This is a genomic window from Mycobacterium sp. SMC-21 (assembly GCF_045310825.1).
Lineage (GTDB): Bacteria > Actinomycetota > Actinomycetes > Mycobacteriales > Mycobacteriaceae > Mycobacterium.
On sequence record NZ_JBJIAO010000003.1, the window covers coordinates 37,281 to 55,455 of the forward strand.

18 protein-coding genes are annotated in these 18,175 nt (G+C 67.9%); 9 read left to right on the forward strand and 9 right to left on the reverse strand.

Features of this window, described 5'->3' with window-relative positions; all coding sequences use genetic code 11:
- The first annotated feature begins 440 nt into the window (after window positions 1-440).
- Together gjpA (ACJH6H_RS03920) and gjpA (ACJH6H_RS03925) are read left to right on the forward strand one after the other, a co-directional pair.
- Entirely contained in the window at window positions 441-1,976 is a 1,536-nt protein-coding gene (gene gjpA, locus ACJH6H_RS03920; protein WP_406774280.1) for an outer membrane porin GjpA, read from the forward strand.
- Between the two features lie 96 nt (window positions 1,977-2,072).
- On the forward strand, window positions 2,073-3,653 hold the full coding sequence (gjpA, locus tag ACJH6H_RS03925) for an outer membrane porin GjpA (RefSeq protein WP_406774281.1): 1,581 nt from the start codon (window positions 2,073-2,075) through the stop codon (window positions 3,651-3,653).
- 69 nt (window positions 3,654-3,722) lie between these two features.
- On the opposite strand, the gene ACJH6H_RS03930 is transcribed toward gjpA (ACJH6H_RS03925), so the two are convergent.
- Both ACJH6H_RS03930 and ACJH6H_RS03935 read right to left on the reverse strand, forming a co-directional pair.
- A complete protein-coding gene (locus ACJH6H_RS03930) occupies window positions 3,723-4,604 on the reverse strand; it encodes a GNAT family N-acetyltransferase (protein WP_406774282.1) in 882 nt (293 codons plus the stop codon).
- Window positions 4,604-5,197 (reverse strand): peptide deformylase, encoded by a 594-nt coding sequence (locus tag ACJH6H_RS03935; protein WP_406774283.1) that lies wholly within the window; start codon window positions 5,195-5,197, stop codon window positions 4,604-4,606. The genes ACJH6H_RS03930 and ACJH6H_RS03935 overlap by 1 nt, the downstream gene beginning before the upstream one ends.
- A 161-nt stretch (window positions 5,198-5,358) precedes the next feature.
- On the opposite strand from ACJH6H_RS03935, the gene ACJH6H_RS03940 reads away from it, so the two are divergent.
- From ACJH6H_RS03940 to ACJH6H_RS03965, 6 genes are all read left to right on the forward strand, one after another.
- Window positions 5,359-5,667 carry a DUF3263 domain-containing protein gene (locus tag ACJH6H_RS03940; protein WP_029105136.1) on the forward strand — a complete coding sequence of 103 codons (309 nt, stop codon included), beginning with the start codon at window positions 5,359-5,361 and terminating at the stop codon, window positions 5,665-5,667.
- A 41-nt stretch (window positions 5,668-5,708) separates the two neighbouring features.
- On the forward strand, window positions 5,709-6,176 hold the full coding sequence (locus ACJH6H_RS03945) for a LytR C-terminal domain-containing protein (protein WP_318986653.1): 468 nt from the start codon (window positions 5,709-5,711) through the stop codon (window positions 6,174-6,176).
- A gap of 10 nt (window positions 6,177-6,186) precedes the next feature.
- Window positions 6,187-6,906, forward strand: a complete 720-nt coding sequence (sodC, locus tag ACJH6H_RS03950) for a superoxide dismutase[Cu-Zn] (RefSeq protein WP_318986652.1) — start codon at window positions 6,187-6,189, stop codon at window positions 6,904-6,906.
- On the forward strand, window positions 6,887-8,035 hold the full coding sequence (locus tag ACJH6H_RS03955; protein ID WP_318986669.1) for a glutamate--cysteine ligase: 1,149 nt from the start codon (window positions 6,887-6,889) through the stop codon (window positions 8,033-8,035). The genes sodC and ACJH6H_RS03955 overlap by 20 nt, the downstream gene beginning before the upstream one ends.
- Before the next feature lie 2 nt (window positions 8,036-8,037).
- Window positions 8,038-8,673: an LON peptidase substrate-binding domain-containing protein gene (locus ACJH6H_RS03960; RefSeq protein WP_406774284.1), complete on the forward strand. Its 636-nt coding sequence runs from the start codon at window positions 8,038-8,040 to the stop codon at window positions 8,671-8,673.
- 81 nt (window positions 8,674-8,754) lie between these two features.
- On the forward strand, window positions 8,755-10,083 hold the full coding sequence (locus ACJH6H_RS03965) for a hypothetical protein (RefSeq protein WP_406774285.1): 1,329 nt from the start codon (window positions 8,755-8,757) through the stop codon (window positions 10,081-10,083).
- Here the strand turns inward: ACJH6H_RS03965 and ACJH6H_RS03970 are convergent.
- From ACJH6H_RS03970 to ACJH6H_RS04000, 7 genes are all read right to left on the reverse strand, one after another.
- Entirely contained in the window at window positions 10,076-10,987 is a 912-nt protein-coding gene (locus tag ACJH6H_RS03970; protein WP_406774286.1) for a class I SAM-dependent methyltransferase, read from the reverse strand. The genes ACJH6H_RS03965 and ACJH6H_RS03970 overlap by 8 nt on opposite strands.
- Window positions 10,974-11,309, reverse strand: coding sequence for a monovalent cation/H(+) antiporter subunit G (gene mnhG / locus ACJH6H_RS03975; protein WP_406774287.1), 336 nt, complete (start codon window positions 11,307-11,309; stop codon window positions 10,974-10,976). Before mnhG ends, ACJH6H_RS03970 begins: the two co-directional genes overlap by 14 nt.
- Window positions 11,306-11,581, reverse strand: coding sequence for a monovalent cation/H+ antiporter complex subunit F (locus tag ACJH6H_RS03980; RefSeq protein WP_138250687.1), 276 nt, complete (start codon window positions 11,579-11,581; stop codon window positions 11,306-11,308). Before ACJH6H_RS03980 ends, mnhG begins: the two co-directional genes overlap by 4 nt.
- On the reverse strand, window positions 11,578-12,108 hold the full coding sequence (locus ACJH6H_RS03985; protein WP_406774288.1) for a Na+/H+ antiporter subunit E: 531 nt from the start codon (window positions 12,106-12,108) through the stop codon (window positions 11,578-11,580). Before ACJH6H_RS03985 ends, ACJH6H_RS03980 begins: the two co-directional genes overlap by 4 nt.
- Window positions 12,105-13,631 (reverse strand): Na+/H+ antiporter subunit D, encoded by a 1,527-nt coding sequence (locus tag ACJH6H_RS03990; protein ID WP_406774397.1) that lies wholly within the window; start codon window positions 13,629-13,631, stop codon window positions 12,105-12,107. The genes ACJH6H_RS03985 and ACJH6H_RS03990 overlap by 4 nt, the downstream gene beginning before the upstream one ends.
- A gap of 62 nt (window positions 13,632-13,693) precedes the next feature.
- Complete coding sequence (locus tag ACJH6H_RS03995; RefSeq protein ID WP_073694740.1) at window positions 13,694-14,167, reverse strand: Na(+)/H(+) antiporter subunit C; 474 nt, start codon at window positions 14,165-14,167, stop codon at window positions 13,694-13,696.
- Window positions 14,164-16,998 carry a Na+/H+ antiporter subunit A gene (locus ACJH6H_RS04000; protein ID WP_406774289.1) on the reverse strand — a complete coding sequence of 945 codons (2,835 nt, stop codon included), beginning with the start codon at window positions 16,996-16,998 and terminating at the stop codon, window positions 14,164-14,166. Before ACJH6H_RS04000 ends, ACJH6H_RS03995 begins: the two co-directional genes overlap by 4 nt.
- A 160-nt stretch (window positions 16,999-17,158) precedes the next feature.
- Here ACJH6H_RS04000 and ACJH6H_RS04005 point away from each other — a divergent pair, with 160 nt between their 5' ends.
- On the forward strand, window positions 17,159-18,172 hold the full coding sequence (locus ACJH6H_RS04005; protein ID WP_406774290.1) for a VWA domain-containing protein: 1,014 nt from the start codon (window positions 17,159-17,161) through the stop codon (window positions 18,170-18,172).
- Window positions 18,173-18,175: the final 3 nt, after the last annotated feature.

The window sequence follows — 18,175 nt, forward strand, 5'->3', positions numbered from 1 at the left end:
TCGCGAAAGCGTCGCTGTGACCCATGTCCGATTTGCCGCGTGTGGGAAACAGGGCGCCCCCGCCGAGTTCACAGGGCGGCTTCTGCTCGTGTGAGATTCCGGTCACGATCACAGCCCGGTGTGGTCTCGGTCACGATGCAAAAAACGCGTCTGAGCATTACTAATCGGAATATATCTGGCAGGTTCGGCCGGGTTTACGGGGTCGCGCCGAAGCCTTACCGGGCGCCGTAAATGGGTTTGCCGACTGGCCATTTGCCGGACGGTTAGCGGGCCTATAAACGGCGGTTTACCGGCTAATACGCAAACAGGCTTGGTGTTACCTGTGAGCCGTATGCCGTCGCTACCGATTCGTTACGACTTCGTCAAAAACTCTGGATTAACTCGGTTACTCGTCGGTAAATTACCCGCCAGTAAGCAAGCCGACCCCGAGGAGTCACTTCATGAATGTTGCGGTTCGTCGCCATACCAAGGCGGGTATCTGCGCAGCGACCACGGCGGCCATCGTGGCCGGCCCGCTGTTGCCGTCGGTGCCTGCCGCCGCGCATCTGCCGTCGCTGCCGTCGGTCAGCAGCGCCGCGGTCCAGCTGACCGCGGCGTACAACCCGCTGCAGCCGTGGCTCGACGCGTTCAACACCGCGTCGGAGAACGCGCAGCGAATCGGTGCGGTCGTCTCCGAGGCGCCGGCGGTGTTGCTGCAGCAGTTCCTGGCGAACCAGATCAGCCATGTGGGGGCCATCCTGCAGAACCCCGGCAACATCGGCGCCGTGATCCAGGACGTCGGGCAGAACGTGAAGTCGGCCATCACCGCCGCCACGCTGCTGGGGACCAAGCCGGATGACTGGACCATCGCCGGCTCGAACGACGTCTGGCACGGCCTGGTCGCGCAGATGCTCCCGAACATGCTTCCGACAGCCGGCAACCCGCAGGCGTCCGCGATCGTCACGCAGGTGGTCAACGTGCTGGCCTCACCCCTCAGTGGTGTGCTGATGGGTTTGGTGGGTCCCGGCATCAGCCCCGTGGTGGCGCTGGTCAACAGCATCACCAAGATCGCCACCTCGCTCGCCGCCGGTAACGCGATGGCCGCGGCGCAGGCTGCCATCAACATCCCGGCCGCCATGGTGAATGGTTTCCTGAACGGCGCCAATCTCAACCTGGATGTGCTGGCGCCGCTGATCACCAAGACCATGCCGGCCGGCAACGAACTGCAGAAACTCAACATCCAGTTCGGTGGCCTGTTCACCGCCGGCGTGACGGGCATGGACATGACCGGCATCGGTGGCTCGATCCTGAACTCCCTGGGTCTGACGGCCGAAACGGTGCTCGCTCCGGGATTCCCGCTGGAAATCACCGGCCAGGGCATCGGGCCGATCGGCGCGCTCGTCAACCTCAGCCACCTGCTGGCCAAGGCCATCGGCTGGAGCGGCACCGGTAACCCGTTGGCCCCCAAGACCGCCGCCGAACCGGCTGCGGCAACCCAGGTTTCGGTGACCAAGGCGGCCACGGACAACTCGATCACCTCCATCCCGCAGGCATCGGTGGCGGTGACGCAGGTGAAGGCCACCGCGGCGCAGGCGCCGGAGACAGCCGAGAAGCCGGCCACGCCGGCCAAGTCGGAGACGTCGGCGACCCCGGCCACTCCGGCGACGCCCGCCACCCCGGCCACCCCGGCCACTGCGGAGACGCCGGCGACCCCGGCTACGCCCGCCACCCCCGCGACTCCGGCCACCCCGGCGAATCCCGACAACCAGAAGTCGGATGACCACAAGACGGACTCGACCAAGTCGGAGACGACGAAGTCGGAGACGACGAAGTCTGAGACCAAGAAGTCCGAATCGAAGAAGCCGGCCAAGCAGAAGTCGGAGAAGCCGAAGCCCGTGAAGAAGCATGCTCCGGCGAAATCCACTGCGGGCCAGGGTGGTTCGACTCACGGCGCCGACGGTGGCGCCGGCTCGCACGCCTCGGGCGCGTCGAGCTAGCAGGTCAACGATCGGTGGGCCTCCCGGCTCGGGGGAGGCCCACCGATTCCCCGCATCAACCAACCCCAATCAACTCGGAAAGAGGGAGTCGTACACATGGATTCAGCGGTCCGTCGCCATACCAAGGCGGGTATCTGCGCAGCGACCACGGCGGCCATCGTGGCCGCCCCACTGCTGTCGTCGGCACCTGCCTCGGTCAAGCTTCCGGCGCTGCCGTCGGTCAGTACCGCCGCGGTGCAGCTGACAGCGGCATACAACCCGCTGCAGCCGTGGCTGAACGCGTTCAACACCGCATCGGCGAATGCCGGCCGCATCGGAGAGGCATTCTCCGACGCCCCGGCAGTGTTGCTGCAACAGTTCTTGGCCAACCAGATCCGCCACGTCGAGGCGATCCTGAAGAACCCGGGCAGCATCGGCACGGTGATCGGTGAGGTCGGGCACAACCTGCAGTCCGCGGTCGGCGCCGCCACCGGCATCGGCGTTAATCCCGCCGACACCGCCGCGGCGTCTCAGTCGAACGATGGCTGGCACACGCTGCTGCTCCAGATGATCCCGAAGATGTTGCCGACCTACGACAACCCGCAGGCCAACGCTGTCGTCTCGCAGGTCCTGACCTTCTTGGCCTCGCCACTGAGCGGTGTTCTCATCGGTTTGGCGGGCCCGGCGATCAGCCCGGTCGTGGCACTGGTCAACAGCCTCACCGCCGTCGGCGCCGCGTTGTCGGCCGGCGATGTGGCCAAGGCTGTGCAGTCCGTCATCAACATCCCGGCCAACATGGTCAACGGCTTCCTCAACGGCGCCAAGCTCGACCTCACGGCGCTGACGCCCCTCGTCAACAACTCGGGACTGCTGAAGTACAACACCCAGCTCCGGGCACTCAGCATCCAGTTCGGCGGGCTGTTCACCGCCGGTGCCACGGGTTTCGACGACAGCGGCATCGGTGGCTCGATCCTCAACTCGATCGGCCAGGACGTCTACACCGAGATCTTCGGGCCCTCGGAGTTCCCCGTTGACGGTCGTGGCATCGGACCGATCGGGGCGTTGGTTTCCCTCGGCCACATTCTGGCCAAGGCCATCGGCTGGAGCGGCACCGGTAACCCGCTGGCCCCCAAGGCTGCTGTCGAGCCGGCAGCCGCGACGACGCAGGTGTCGGTGACCAAGGCAGCGACGGACAACTCGATCACCTCGATCCCGCAGCCTGCCCTCGCGGTGACTCAGGTCAAGGCCACCGCGGCACAGGCCCCGGAGACGGCCGAGAAGCCCGCCACCCCCGCCAAGTCGGAGACGGCGGCGGCCCCGGCAACTCCGGCTGCGCCGGCGACCCCGGCCACGCCCGCGACGCCGGCCGGCTCGGAGACGCCCGCCACCCCCGCGACTCCGGCGACGCCCGCGACCCCGGCGACCCCGGCGAAGCCCGACAACCAGAAGTCGGACGACCACAAGGTCGAGTCGACCAAGCCCGACTCGACCAAGCCGGACTCGACCAAGCCGGATGCAACGAAGTCCGACACCAGGTCGGAGACGACCAAGTCGGAGACCAAGAAGTCCGATTCGAAGAAGCCGGGCAAGCCGAAGGCGGAGAAGGCCGAGAAGCCGAAGCCCGCGAAGAAGCCGGCACCGGCGAAATCCACCGCAGGCCAGGGTGGTTCGTCCCACAGCGGGGCTGACGCAGCCTAGCCGGTACCTGCCGAGGCCACGGTTTCCCGGGCGCCGACGATGTCGCGCGAGAAACCGTGGTCTTCGGCGTTACAGGAGCACGTACCGAGACCGGTGATGCAACCGGAAACCGATCGACTCGGCCAGCGCGAGCGCCGGCGCGTTGTCGTCGGGAACCCGTACATATGCGTGCGTCGCACCGCGGCCGGCGGCCCAGGACATCAGCTCCGCGCAGACGGCGCGGCCCAGTCCGCGTCGACGTTCCGGCTCCAGTACGGCGACGTCGGAAAGTCCCGCCCACACCGTGCCGTCGGGTGCGGTGGTCACCGCGGCGCGCCCGACCGCGGCATCGGCCACGGTGGCGAACGCCACGTCGCCGTCGACGACGGCGGTGAGCACCTCGACGGCAACGTCGTGCGCGTGAATCTGCTGCCACCGGGCATCCGGGATCGCGGGCAGTTCGGCAGCCGCGCCGCCCGGCAATTCAACGGTCAGAACGCGATTGGGCTCGATGCCCTCGGAACGGACCGGCAGCAGCCGCTCCGGGAGCGCGACCCACGGCTGCAGTCCGCGCGCGGCGTACCAGTCGGCGATGGCCGGCAGGGCCGTCAAGTCCGATGAAAAGAGCAGCGGCACAGCAGAATTGGTTCGCATGTCCGTGCCACCGGCCCGCAGCAGCCAGCCGTCGACCCAGTGCTGCTCGGTGCCGGGCCAGGCGAGCGCGGCAGCATGCTCGACCGCTCGAATCTCCGAATTGCGTACCGGGGCATGCGACAGCTCGCGTACCGACATCACCGCGGCGGGGCTGATCTCGACGCGCTCACCCGATTTGGTGCGCACCACGACCAGGGGGTCGAGCGCCTCGAGATGGCCGACGACGTCGGTGAAGGCCTCGGCGCCGGGGTCGGCCTCAGGTTCGGCCAAGCGGTAGCGCAGCGAGACGCGGCTACCGACGCGCCCGCTGGCGGGCATCAGTGCCCGAACGGGTCGTCGACCTCGCCCGGCATCCAGCTCAGCCCCGGCACGCCCCACTTGTTCGACTTGATCATCCGCTTTGCGGCCCGCGCGTTGCGGCCGATCAGGCAGTCGAGGTACAGGAAGCCGTCGAGGTGGCCGGTCTCGTGCTGCAGCATGCGGGCGAACAGGCCGGTGCCTTCCAGCTCGATCGGCTTACCGTCGGCGTCCAGACCGGTGACCTTCGCCCACGTGGCGCGGCCGGTCGGGAACGACTCACCGGGAACCGACAGGCAGCCCTCGTCGTCGTAGTCCGGGTCGGGCATGGTCTCGGGGATTTCCGACGTCTCCAGCACCGGGTTGATCACCACGCCGCGACGCCGCGCGGTCTGGCCGCGGTCGTCGGCGCAGTCGTAGACGAACAGCCGCAGCCCGACACCGATCTGGTTTGCCGCCAGACCCACGCCGTTGGCCTTGTCCATCGTTTCGTACATGTCGTCGATGAGCTCGGCGAGATCGGAAGGAAGAGACCCGTCGGCGCCGACGGCCACCGGAGTGGTCGCGGTGTGCAGAACAGGGTCACCGACGATGCAGATTGGACGGACAGCCATGACGAGCAATCTTAGTGACCCGACTCGCGGGTAACGATCACGGCTCAATACCGTCGGTCATGGTTGAATGTTCGCCGAACCACTTGCTGCGTCCCAGATCCGTTGTGACGCGCGAAACAGGCTGGCATATACCGAGATCAGAGAAAGGGTCCAGGGGCGAAATGGACGGCGCTATGGCGCGTACTGAGCGATCCGGGGACGACTCTGAGCTCGCCGACGGGTTGACCCGCCGCGAACACGACATTCTTGGTTTCGAACGTCAGTGGTGGAAATTCGCGGGTTCCAAAGAGGACGCCATCAAGGAACTGTTCTCGATGTCGGCGACCCGCTACTACCAGGTGCTCAACGCCCTGGTCGACCGACCTGAGGCGCTGGCCGCGGACCCGATGCTGGTCAAGCGACTGCGCCGGCAGCGGGCCAGCCGCCAGAAGGCCAAGGCCGCGCGTCGTCTCGGTTTCGAAATCACCTAGCTTTTCTGCCCTGAGGGTCCGCCTCGATAAGGTGGGGAGCAATGAATCAGCGAGAGTCCTCCGGACTGCCCCTGCGCGCCATGGTCATGGTGCTGTTGTTTCTTGGTGTCGTGTTCCTGCTGGTGGCGTTCCAGTCGCTGAGTTCGGACAGCAGCTCTGACTCGAGCTCGTCGAGCAGTTCTGCCAGCGCCACCTCGGCCACGGTTACCACGACGTCGACGACGCCCGCGCCCGCCAAGGCCGACGTCAAGGTCTTCAACATCTCCGAGGTTGCCGGCGCCGCAAAGGGCGTCGCCGACAAGCTGCACGAGGCGCAGTGGAACGTCACCGAGACCGACAACCTCAGCGTGGACGCGCCGCCGCCCGCCACGACCGTGTATTTCGGTGACGCCGCGGGGGAGAAGGAAGCCGCCGAAGCGGTCGGCAAAATCCTCGACGCACCCGTCGAACCGCGCATCCCGGCCCTCAATGACAAGGGACCAGGCGTGATCGTTCTGGTGACCGGTTAGGCTCTCCGGCATGCCGATCTCAGCCCCGATTCGCTTCCTTGCCGCCGCTGCGGTCATCGCTCCTGTCGTCGCTGCGTGTGCCCCTCCCGGACAGGTCCCCTCGTCCGTGCCCGGCACCACCCCGGCGATCTGGACCGGCGTCGAGCACGCCCCGCAGGGCCACGGTGAAAAGGCCGGCGAAAAAGCGGCCCCGCAGGCTGCCCCGATCGGCGAGAAGCTGGTCACCGAGCTGAAGACCCCCGAGGGAACGACGGTCGCGACCGCCGAGTTCCTGTTCAACGGCGGGTTCGCCACGCTGACGGTCAAGACCACCGCAGGCGGCGTGCTGACTCCCGGTTTCCACGGCCTGCACATCCACTCGGCCGGCAAGTGTGAGCCGAACTCGGTTGCCCCGACCGGTGGCGCGCCCGGTGACTTCCTGTCCGCCGGCGGACACTTCCAGGCTCCCGGCCACACCGGCTACCCGATGAGTGGTGACCTCGCCTCGCTGCAGATCAAGGGCGACGGCACCGGCTCTCTGGTGACCACCACCGACGCCTTCACCGCCGAGCAGCTGCTCGCCGGTAACAAGACCGCGCTGATCATCCACGAGAAGGCCGACAACTTCGGCAACATCCCGGCTGACCGGTACCAGCAGATCCAGGGCGCCGCTCCCGGTGCGGACGAGGCTTCGATGAACACCGGTGACTCCGGTAAGCGCGTGGCGTGCGGTGTCATCGCTGCCGGGTAGCGCGGACAGCCACACCCCACCGCGAATCGATTTCGCCGGGTCGCCTCGGCCGACCCTCGGCGTCGAATGGGAGTTCGCCCTCGTCGATGCCCGCACGCGTGACCTCAGCAACGAGGCCGCCGCGGTCATCGCCGAGATCGGCGAGACCCCGCATGTGCACAAGGAATTGCTGCGCAACACCGTCGAGGTGGTCACCGGCGTGTGCGACACCGTCGGCGAGGCCATGGACGACCTGCGGTCCACGCTCGGCCCGGTCCGCCGGATCGTGCGCGACCGCGGCATGGAGCTGTTCTGTGCCGGCACCCACCCGTTCGCGGAGTGGGAGAGCCAGCAGCTCACCGAAGGTCAGCGCTACGCCGAGCTGATCAAACGGACCCAGTGGTGGGGCCGGCAGATGCTGATCTGGGGCGTGCACGTGCACGTCGGGATCTCGTCGGCGCACAAGGTGATGCCGATCATCACGTCGCTGCTCAATCAGTACCCGCATCTGCTGGCGCTGTCGGCGTCGTCGCCGTACTGGGAGGGTGAGGACACCGGCTACGCCAGCAACCGGGCCATGATGTTCCAGCAGTTGCCGACCGCGGGCCTGCCGTTCCACTTCCAGAAGTGGTCGCACTTCGAGCGCTTCGTCTACGACCAGCGCAAGACCGGCATCATCGACCACATGAACGAAATCCGTTGGGACATCCGGCCGTCGCCGCATCTCGGCACCATCGAGGTCCGGATTTTCGACGGAGTGTCCAACATCGCCGAACTCGGTGCGCTGGTTGCACTGACGCACTGCCTGATCGTCGACCTGGACCGCCGGCTGGACGCCGGTGAGCAGCTGCCGACCATGCCGCCCTGGCATGTGCAGGAAAACAAGTGGCGCGCAGCGCGTTACGGGCTGGACGCGGAGATCATCCTGGACGCGGACAGCAACGAGCGGCTGGTCACCGAAGACCTCGACGACCTGCTGAACCGGCTGGAACCGGTTGCGGCATCGCTGCATTGCGCCGATGAACTGGCTCGGGTCGCCGACATCTACACCCTGGGCGGCTCCTATCAACGGCAGCGCCGGGTCGCCGAGGAAACCGACGGGGACCTGCTGGAGGTCGTCGACGCGCTGGTGTCGGAGCTGGAGTTGTAGCCGTGCCGATCACGCCGATGTTCCCGCTGGAATCCGCGCTGCTGCCCGGCGAGGAACTACCGCTGCGCATCTTCGAGCCGCGGTACGGCGAACTGGTGCGAGACTGTATGGCGGCCACGGAGCAGGTTTTCGGCGTGGTGCTGATCTCGGCCGGCCGTGAGGTCGGCGGCGGCGACGCCCGCTGCTCGGTCGGCGCGCTCGCCCGCATCGACCGGTGCCAGCCGCAGGGCGTCGGCCGGTACATGTTGAGCTGCAGCGTGACCGACCGCATCCGAATCGTGCAGTGGCACAACGACGATCCGTACCCGCGGGCCGAAATCGAGAGGTGGCCCGACGAGCCGGGGCCGGTGGTTCCCGAGGCGTCCATCGTGGCGGTCGAGGACCGGATCATCGCCGTGTTCGAACGCATCGCGTCGGCCCAGGGCGCGCGGCTGCGGGACCGGGACTCGATCCTGGCGCGGACCGTCAAACCCGATGTGGGACAACGGCTGTACGCGCTGGCCGCGCTACTGCCGATCGGCCAGGCCGACAAGTATTCGGTGCTGGCTGCGCCGAATGCCGCGGCCCGGCTGGGCGCGCTCGAGGAAGCGGTCGAGAGTCTCACCGCGATGGTGGAATTCCAGTTGTCCGAGGACTAGTACGGGCAGTTCCGTGCAGGCGGGGTGGTGTGGCACCGCTTATCCTGGACACAGCATGTTGTGCTACGGGGAGGGTTCACGATGACGGGTTGGCAGGGGAGCGGTTACAACGGTCCCAACCCAGGTGGCGGCGCGGGTAGATCGTCGGACGAAGAAGAAACGGCGATTCACCAGACCACGCCGCCGGCCGCGCCCGGATGGCCCCCGCAGACGCCGCCGCCGTTGAGCCAGCCGCCGGCAGGTGCGCCGCAGACACCGGCCTGGGGCCAGCCGGCCGCGCCGCAGACCGGCGGCTGGGGCCAGGTGCCGAGCGCACCCACCGGGGCGCCGCAGGGGTGGGGGACCCCGCCGGCGGCACCAGGTGCCGGCCAGGGGTGGCCCGGAGCGCCCGCGGGTGGCTACGGTGCTCAGCCGTTCGTCACCCCGCAGAAGAAGAACAAGGTGCCGCTGATCATCGCCGCCATCGTGGTGGTGCTCGTCGTGTTGGGTGGCGGCATCTACTACGTCTACGACTCGTTCGGCTCGGGCGACAGCGGCGGCTCGAGTTCCGCCAGTGAGGTCGTCAAGGGCTACCTGGAAGCGCTGTCGAACGGCAACGCGGACATGGCGCTGTCCTTCAGTAACGACCAGCCGGCATCGAAGGAATTCCTCTCGAGCGACGTGCTGAAGAAGCAGATCGCCGAATGGCCGATCAGCGACATCCGCATCCTGAACGAAGACAAGACCATGGAGTCGATCGGCCGCGCCGACGTCCACGTGGCGGCCAAGTTCGGCGACAAGAACTCCGACGCCACGATCCACGTCAAGAAGGAAGGCGGCAAGTGGCAGCTGGCCCACGCCGCCGTCAAGCTCGATCTGTCGTCGTTGAGCAGCACCGAGAACGCCGCCCGCAAGTCCATGACGGTGTTCGGCAAGGAGATCGCCGAGGAATCGGCGATCTACGTGTTCCCGGGCTTCCTCGAGCTCGGCAGCACCAGCCCGTATGTGTCGGTCACCGCCGCCAAGCCGCTGCTGCTCGACGCCGTCGAAGGGTATTCGTCGAGCGCCTACCTGCAACCCAAGTTCGCGCTCAACGAATCCGGCACCAAGACCATCGCCAAGCTCTTGGACGCGGCATACGGCAGCTGCTCGTCGTCGCGCTCACTGGTGCCGCCGGCGCCGTGCCCCGTGAAGATCAGCGACCGGGAACTGGTCGACGGCACCGTGACGTGGAGCCAGCCCGACATGAGTGGGGTCAAGGTCGGCGATCTGGACGAGTACCGCATGGAGGTCCGGATCAGCGGTGAGGTGCACTACGACGTGAGCGGGCAGGGCCGCAATGGCGGGACCAAGCGCGGCACGTTGACCTCATATGTCACCGGCACCACCGCCGACGTCAGTGGCGAGCAGGTGAAGATCAAGTTCAACTGAGCTTGGCGTCCACGAACTCGCTGCCGATGTCCGGCACCTCGCCGGCGACGTCGGGCTTGTAGCGGCCGGTGACCTCCACGGAGGTCTCGACGCGGGTCTGCCAGCCGTGGCGGGCCAGCCACTCGGCGACGTCCTCGCGCGGCTCTGGGTAGAAGAGCTCGGAGACGTCGGTCACCTGCTGACCGGCCTTGGCGGCTTCCTCCCGGATCGCATCCATCCGGGCTTTGCGGATGCGCTGGTTCTCCTCGCTGAAATAGTTGGCGCCGAAGCCCTCGACAGCGACGCGGCTACCGGGCGCACTGAGTTCGTGGATACGGTCGAACAACAGATCCTGGGCCTCGGCGGGCAGGTAGGGCAGCAGCCCCTCGGCGAGCCAGGCCGTCGGCTGAGCGGGGTCGAAACCGCTTCGCCGCAAGGCTTCCGGCCAGTCGTGACGGAGGTCGATGGGTACGCCGACGTGCCGGGCGACCGGCTGAATGTCATGGGTCGCCAGGGTTTCCTCCTTGAACGCCAGCACTTTCGGCTGGTCGATCTCGAAAACCACGGTGCCGTCCGGCCAGGGGAGTCGCCAGGCCCGCGCGTCCAGTCCCGCGGCCAGGATGACCACCTGGCGGATGCCGTCGGCGCTGGTCGACGCGAAGAACTCGTCGAACCACTTGGTGCGCGCTGCCGCGTATGCCCACACCATGCGCATGCGTTGCGTCTGTGCCGAACCGGCAGCGCCGCCGGCGAACGGCGACGACCAGCCGCGCGCGACCGCCGCGTCCACGAAGATCTGTGCGCACGGATCCTCGAACAACGGCTTGTCCGAGGCGGATTCGGCGGCCCGGGCCATCGCCACCCCCAACGCGGTGGCGCCCACGCTTTCGGTGATGTCCCAGGAATCGTCGTCAGTTCGCGCCATAGTCGTCCAATTCGTCGCGGATCAGCAGGTCGTCGCGGAAACTCTGTTCACGATAGGCGAGCTGGCCGACGCGGTTGGCCACCACCGGGGCGGTGATCAGGGTGAACAAGCCGGCCAGGATCAGCATGCCGACGTCGGCGTGCCCGCGCAGGCGCAGCCCGGCCCCGGTCAGCACCAGCAGCAGCCCCAGCACCTGGGGCTTACTGGCGGCCTGTAGCCGTGACAGCGTGTCCGGGAAACGCACGACGCCGATGGCCGCCGTCAGTGCCAGCACCGATCCGGCGAGCACCAAAACGCCTGCGACAATGTCGAATACGTTCATCGCGGCGGCTCCTGATCGGTGTCGCGGACACGGAACCGGGCCACGCTGACAGAGCCGACGAAGGTGATCAGGGCCAGCGCCGTCAAGCTGTACGTCGCCGTGGTGTCGAGGCTGTAGGCCGCCCACGTGCCGATGCCGCACATGGTGACGGCGACGAACGTGTCCAGCGCGACCAGGCGGTCCAGGGTGCCGGGGCCGGCCAGCAGCCGGAACACCGTGATGGCCGCGGCCGCGATCAGCATCACAGCGGCGATGGTCCAGATGGTGTTCATGCGGGGTCCGCTTCCAAAGGCTGCCAATGGGATTCACGTTCGAACGAGGCGATCATCAACCGCTCCACCTCGGCGATCTGGCGGTGGAACTGCTGCACCGCGCGCTCGGATCCGACGTCGAGCACGTGGACGTAGATCATCCGGCGCGCCTGATCGACCTCCAGCACGATCGAGCCGGGGATGAGGTTGATGACGTTGACCGCCACTGCCAGCACCAGGTCGGATTTGAGGGCGAGCCGGGCCCGGAGCACCGCGGTCAGCGGTGGGGGTCCGGGTCTGACCGCCAGCCAGGCGAGTTGCAACGAGGACTGCACCAGGTAGTAGGCGACCTTGAGCACGAGCCACGCCAGTGAGAGTGGATGCAGCCGGCCCGCCACCGGCACCTGCGGCAACGGCAGCAGCACCGTGATCAGCACGGCGACGGCGAGGCCGCCGAGGATGTTGGCAGCGGAGATGTTGCCCCACAACAGAATCCACACCGCCATCAGCCAGACCAGGATGCCCACGCGCGGTAACCACTGCCTCATGGCGTCAACACCACCGAGATGTACTGGCCGCGGTCGGCGACCTGGTCGGCGGCCCGCTCCGCGAACCCGAAGATGGGCCCCGCGAACACCGTCAGGGCGAGCCCCACCGCGATGAGCACCGCGGTCGGCGCCAGCATGCTGACGGGCATCCGGCCGACGTCGGGCCGGTCGTCGACGGCCACGTTCGCCACCGGCTCGAGCAGGCCGGCCGGGGCCGCCGTGGACAGCATGCCCTCCGGCGCGTCGGCGCGGGCGCGCCAGAACGCGAGCGTCCACACCCGCGCCATGACGTACAGCGTCAGCAAGCTGGTGATGACCGAGCCGGCGACCAGTGCCCACGCGAGCACCGACGCGCTCTCGGTGCCGGCCTGCAGCAGCGCCACCTTGCCGATGAAACCCGAGAACGGCGGAATGCCACCGAGGTTCAGCGCCGGGATGATGAACACGAACGCCAGCAGCGGGCTGGCCGCCGCGAGTCCACCGAGGCGCTGCAGTGTCGAGGCCCCGGCCTGCCGCTCGATCAGCCCCACCACCAGGAAGAGCGTGGTCTGCACGACGATGTGGTGGGCCACGTAGTAGATGGCGCCGGCCATGCCGATCCGGTTGGACACCGCGATACCGAACACCAGGTAGCCGATGTGGCTGACCAGGGTGAAGGACAGCAGTCGCTTGATGTCGCTCTGGGCCATGGCGCCGAAGATGCCGATCAACATGGTGAGCAGCGCCGCGACCATGAGCACGCCGTCGAGCGAGCCGCCCGGGAACAGCAGAGTATGGGCCCGAATGATCGCGTAGACACCGACTTTGGTGAGCAGGCCGGCGAACACCGCGGTGACCGGTGCCGGGGCGGTGGGGTAGGAGTCGGGCAGCCATGCCGACAGCGGGAACACCGCCGCCTTGATGCCGAACGCCACGAGCAGTACCGCGAACAGCGCCGCCCGGGTACCCGGGGTGATGCCGTCGAGCCGGTTCGCCAGCTCGGCGAGGTTCAGGGTGCCGGTGGCCGCGTAGGTGAGCGCGATGCCGATCAGGAAGATCACCGACGACACCATGGACACCATGACGTAGCCGATGCCGGCGCGGACCCGCTCCTCACTGGCGCCGACGGTCAGCAGTACGAAGCTCGCGGCCAGCAGCACCTCGAAGCCGACGAACAGGTTGAACAGATCGCCCGCGAGGAACGCGATGCAGACGCCGGCCGACAGCACCAGGTAGGTCGGCAGGAAGATCGACACCGGCTGCTCGTCACCGCCGTCGCGGATGCCCTGCCCGATGGCGTACCAGACCACCGCCAGCAGCACGATCGAGGACACCACCAGCATCAGGGCCGAAAGCCGGTCGACGACAAGCACAATGCCGAGCGGTCCCATGCCGGGTTCGGTCTGGCCCCAGCCGCCGACGTGGACGGCGACGGTCCCGCTGTGGTCGACGACGTAGACCAGCGCCGCGCAGACCGCTGTCATCGCGGCGAGCGCCACCAGCGCGACGACCTGCTGCAGCCGGGGCCGGCGGCCCGCGAACATCGTCGCGGCGGCCCCGAGGATCGGGATCAGAACGGGCAGCGGTGCCAGCACCGCACCCGTCGTCACGCCTGCTCCACCGGGTCGGCGGGCAGCGCGTCGAGTTCCGCGGGCGCGTCGGCGTCGGTGACGACGGACGGTTCGCCGCGGTCTTCCTCGACCGCCGGGGTGTCCGTGGTCGACAGCTGCGCCACCCGGCTGTCCTCGGGGTCGTTGCCCACCTCTTCGACCGTGGTGAGGCGGTAGGCCCGGTAGATCAGCGCCAGCACGAACGCGGCGACACCCATGGTGATGACGATCGAGGTGAGGACCATGCCCTGCGCCAGTGGGTCGGCGGTTCCCGTCTGACCGTGGCTGGTGCGGCCGCGCACCGGCGGATTACCGGAGTCACCCCCCATCACCAGGATCAGCAGGTTCACCGCGTTGCCGATCAGCAACAGGCCCAACAGCATTCGGGTCAGGTTGCGCTCCAGCAGCAGGTACACACCGGTGCCGGTGAGACCGCCGATGAGCACGAGCGGGACGAGATAGGTCGTCATCGGGTGGCCGCCTCACGTGGTGCGTACAACTCTTCGTCGACCTTGGCGCCGAGGCTCCGCAGGATGTCCAGCACCAGGCCCACGACGATGAGGTACACGCCGAGGTCGAAGAACAGCGCCGTCACCACCTTCACCGAACCCAGCAGGGGCAGCGTGAATTTCACGACCGCGCTGGACAGCACCGGCGCACCGAGCAGCAGCGAGGCTGTCGCCGTCCCGGCGGACAGGGCCAGGCCGGCGCCCAGAATCTTCCCGGCGTCCAGCGGCAGCGTCTCGCCCAATTCGTAACGGCCGCCGGCGAGGTACCGAAGCACCAGCGCCAGACCGGCCGTCAGGCCGCCGGCGAAACCGCCGCCGGGCGTGTTGTGCCCGGCGAAGAAGAAGTACACCGACAGCACCATGATGAGCGGGAAGATCATGCGGGTCGCGACTTCGAGCACCAGGGACCGGTGCCGCGGATCGCGCAGGTCGCTGCCGCGCAGCCAGGTGATGTCGGGTGTCGGCCGGTAATCCTTCGGTACCCGGGGCGCCGAACCGAAACGCCTGTGCCGGAACACCATTGAAGCCACGCCCGTCGCGGCGACCAGCAGCACCGAGATTTCGCCGAGGGTGTCCCAGGCCCGGATGTCCACGAGTAGCACGTTGACGGTGTTGGCGCCGTGCCCGCGGTAGTACGCGGCGTCGGGCAGCAGTTCGGCCAGCGGCCGGGTGTGGCGGGCGGCCATGGCGTAGACCGCCAGCGCCGTCACCGACGCGCCGACAGCGGTGGCCAGCAGCGCGCGGGGGAGCCGGTGCCGCTTCATGTGGGCGGCGTCGGATTCGGCGGGCAGGGTGCGCAGCACCAGCAGGAAGACCACCAAAGTCAGTGTCTCGACCAGGAATTGGGTCAACGCCAGGTCCGGTGCCCCGTAGAAGATGTAGAGCGTGCCGCAGCCGTAACCGGTGACGCCGACGACCAGCACGGCCGCCAGACGGTTGCGCATCACCGTCGCACTGACTGCCGCCGCCAGCACGATGAGGCCGACAACCACCTGCAGCGGCGAATTCCACAATTTCAGGTCGGGCTGGTCCCGCGGGCCCAGCAACAGCACCGCGATGGGCAGCACGGTCAGGGTGGACAGGATCATCGCCTGCGTCGTCGGGATCGAACCGCGCTGGGTGAACGCCGTCAACCGCACGGCGAAGCGGTCCGCGCCGCGGATGGCCGCGTCGTACATCCGGTCGGCGTTGCCCAGCGGCAGATAGGGCACCCGGATTCGCTCGAGGCGATGCCGCAGGACGAACGCCGCCGCGCCGGCAGCGACGATCACGGCCGACAGCAGCAGCGGCATGTTGACGCCGTGCCACAGCGCCAGGTGGTACCCGGTACTGCCCGGCATGGTCGCGGTGTAGTCGGCGATGGCGTGATCGAGGGCGTTCGGCAGCAACCCGAAGCCGAGGCCGGCGACGGCCAGGAAGCCCGGTGGCACCAGGAAACCGACGGTGGGCCGGTGCATCTCGGCGACGCGAATCGTGGGCTCGTCCTTGCCTTTACGCGCGAACGCCCCGTACAGGAACCGCAGGCTGTAGATCATGGTGAACACCGACCCGAACGCCACCGTCGCCAGCACCAACGGGGCGGAGGCCCCCAACGTCGGGCTGTGCCACAGGGTTTCGAAATCGGCTTCCTTCGCGACGAAGCCGAGGAAGGGCGGCAGCCCGGCCATGCTGGCGGCCGCCGCGACGGCGATGCCCAGCAGCACGGGGCTGCGTTGGCCGAGCCAGGCCAGCTTCCGGATGTCGCGGGTGCCGGTGGCGTGGTCGATGATCCCGACGACCATGAACAGTGCGGCCTTGAACATGGCATGCGCGCACAGCATGGCGAGGCCGGCGAGCATCAGATCACCACCGCCGGCGCCGACCATCACCGTGATCAACCCGAGCTGGCTCACCGTGCCGAAGGCCAGGATCAGCTTGAGGTCGTACTCGCGGACGGCGCGCCAACCCGCCAGCAGCAGCGTGACCAGACCCAGCGTCACGACCGTCGGCCGCCACGGCTGGTGGTCGGCGAAACCGGGCGTCATGCGGGCGATGAGGTACACGCCCGCTTTCACCATGGCCGCCGCGTGCAGATAGGCGCTCACGGGCGTCGGCGCTGCCATGGCGCCCGGCAGCCAGAAATGCATCGGGACGATGGCCGACTTGGACAGCGCACCGATCAGCACCAGCACGACGGCCACCGACGACGTGGTGCCCGTCGGCGCGTTGGCGACGAGGTCCGACAGCCGGTAGGTGCCGGCGAGCGTGCCCAGCATGATGATGCCCGTCAGCATCGCCAGGCCGCCGAACGTAGTGACCAGCAGTGCCTGGGTGGCCGCGCGCCGGCTGGCGACGCGTTCGGCGTAGTGGCCGACGAGCAGGAACGACAGGATGGTCGTCAGCTCCCAGAACAGATACAGCAGCAGCGTGTTGTCGCTGCAGACCAGTCCGAACATGGCGCCCGAGAACGCCACGAGTTCGGCGGCGAAGCTGGGCAGCCGGTTCTCGGTGTGCCCGTCCGCGTGGTGGAAGTACTCGGCGCAGTACAGGAGCACGAGCGTGCCGACCCCCAGCACCAGCACCGACACGATCGCCGACAGCGAATCCAGCCGCAGCGTGATGTCCATGGACAGCTGCGGCACCCAGTCGATGTGCACCGTCTGCTCGCCGGTGCCGGGCCAGTTCGAAGCCAGCCAGACCAGGGAGCCGGCGGGCGCCAGCGCGAGCGGATAGAAAGCCCGCCGTCCCCAGCGTCGTACCAACAGTGGAGCGAGCACAGTGGCGATCGCGTGAACGTACAGAACGGTGAGCATGGGCCTCCGGCAGGCGTCGGGGACGGTCCGCGGCCAGCTTACGGGGCGCCTGTGACTGCCGTGGTCTGACGGTTGTCGCAGGCCACAGCCCCGCTACCGGGTGCACGATGCACCGACTCCTACACTTTTCACTTATGGTGACGAACGCGACGGGGCGCCGATGAGTCTTCCGGGAATCGGATCGGTGTCATTGTCGGGCTTCGCCCACCCCTGGTTGTTCCTGACCGCACTGTTACCCATCGCGTTGGTCGCCGCCTATCTCGCGGCACAGCGCAACCGCAGTGCCCGGCTTCGCAGCTATGCCGGCGACCAGCCGCGCACCGACGTCGTGCCCCTGCAGCCGACGCGCTGGCGGCACCTGCCGATGGTGTTCTCGGTGGCCGCGCTGCTGTCCCTGACCGTCGCGCTGGCCGCGCCCACCCACGAGATCAAGACCCCACGCAACCGCGCGGTGATCATGCTGGTGATGGACGTCTCCCGGTCCATGGAGGCCGATGACGTCTCACCGAGCCGGCTGGCCGCCGCGAAAGACGCCGCCAAACAGTTCGCGAAGAAGCTGACCCCCGGGGTGAACCTCGGTCTGGTCACGTTCTCCGGGAACACCAACCTGCTGGTGTCGCCGACCCCCGACCACAACGCGACCATCACCGCGCTGGACCACCTCACCGTCGACGACGGCACCGCGACCGGCGACGGCATCTTCGCGGCCCTGCGCGCGATCTCGACCCTGTCGGACGTGCTGGGTGGCAGTGGCAACACCGACAAGCCGCCGAAACGCATCGTGTTGCTGTCCGACGGTGCCGAGAACCGGCCGGGCAACCCGGACAGCCCGCACGGCGCGTACACCGCCGCGCGGACGTCCAAAGAGTCGGATACCCCGATCTCCACCATCGCGTTCGGGACCAAGGGCGGCAAGATCAAGGTCGACAATCAGAGTGTCAACGTCCCGGTCAACGACGCCACGATGAAGCGGGTCGCCGAGCTGTCCGGCGGGCAGATGTACACGGCGGCCAAGATCGAGGACCTGAACAAGAGCTACGACGCCATTCAGCAGCAGATCGGCTACGAGATCATCCGCGGCCCCGGTGGGACGGCATGGCTGCGCCTCGGCGTGTTTGCCCTGACGTGTGCGGTGATCTCCGCGCTGGTGATCAACCGGCGACTGCCGACATAGGGT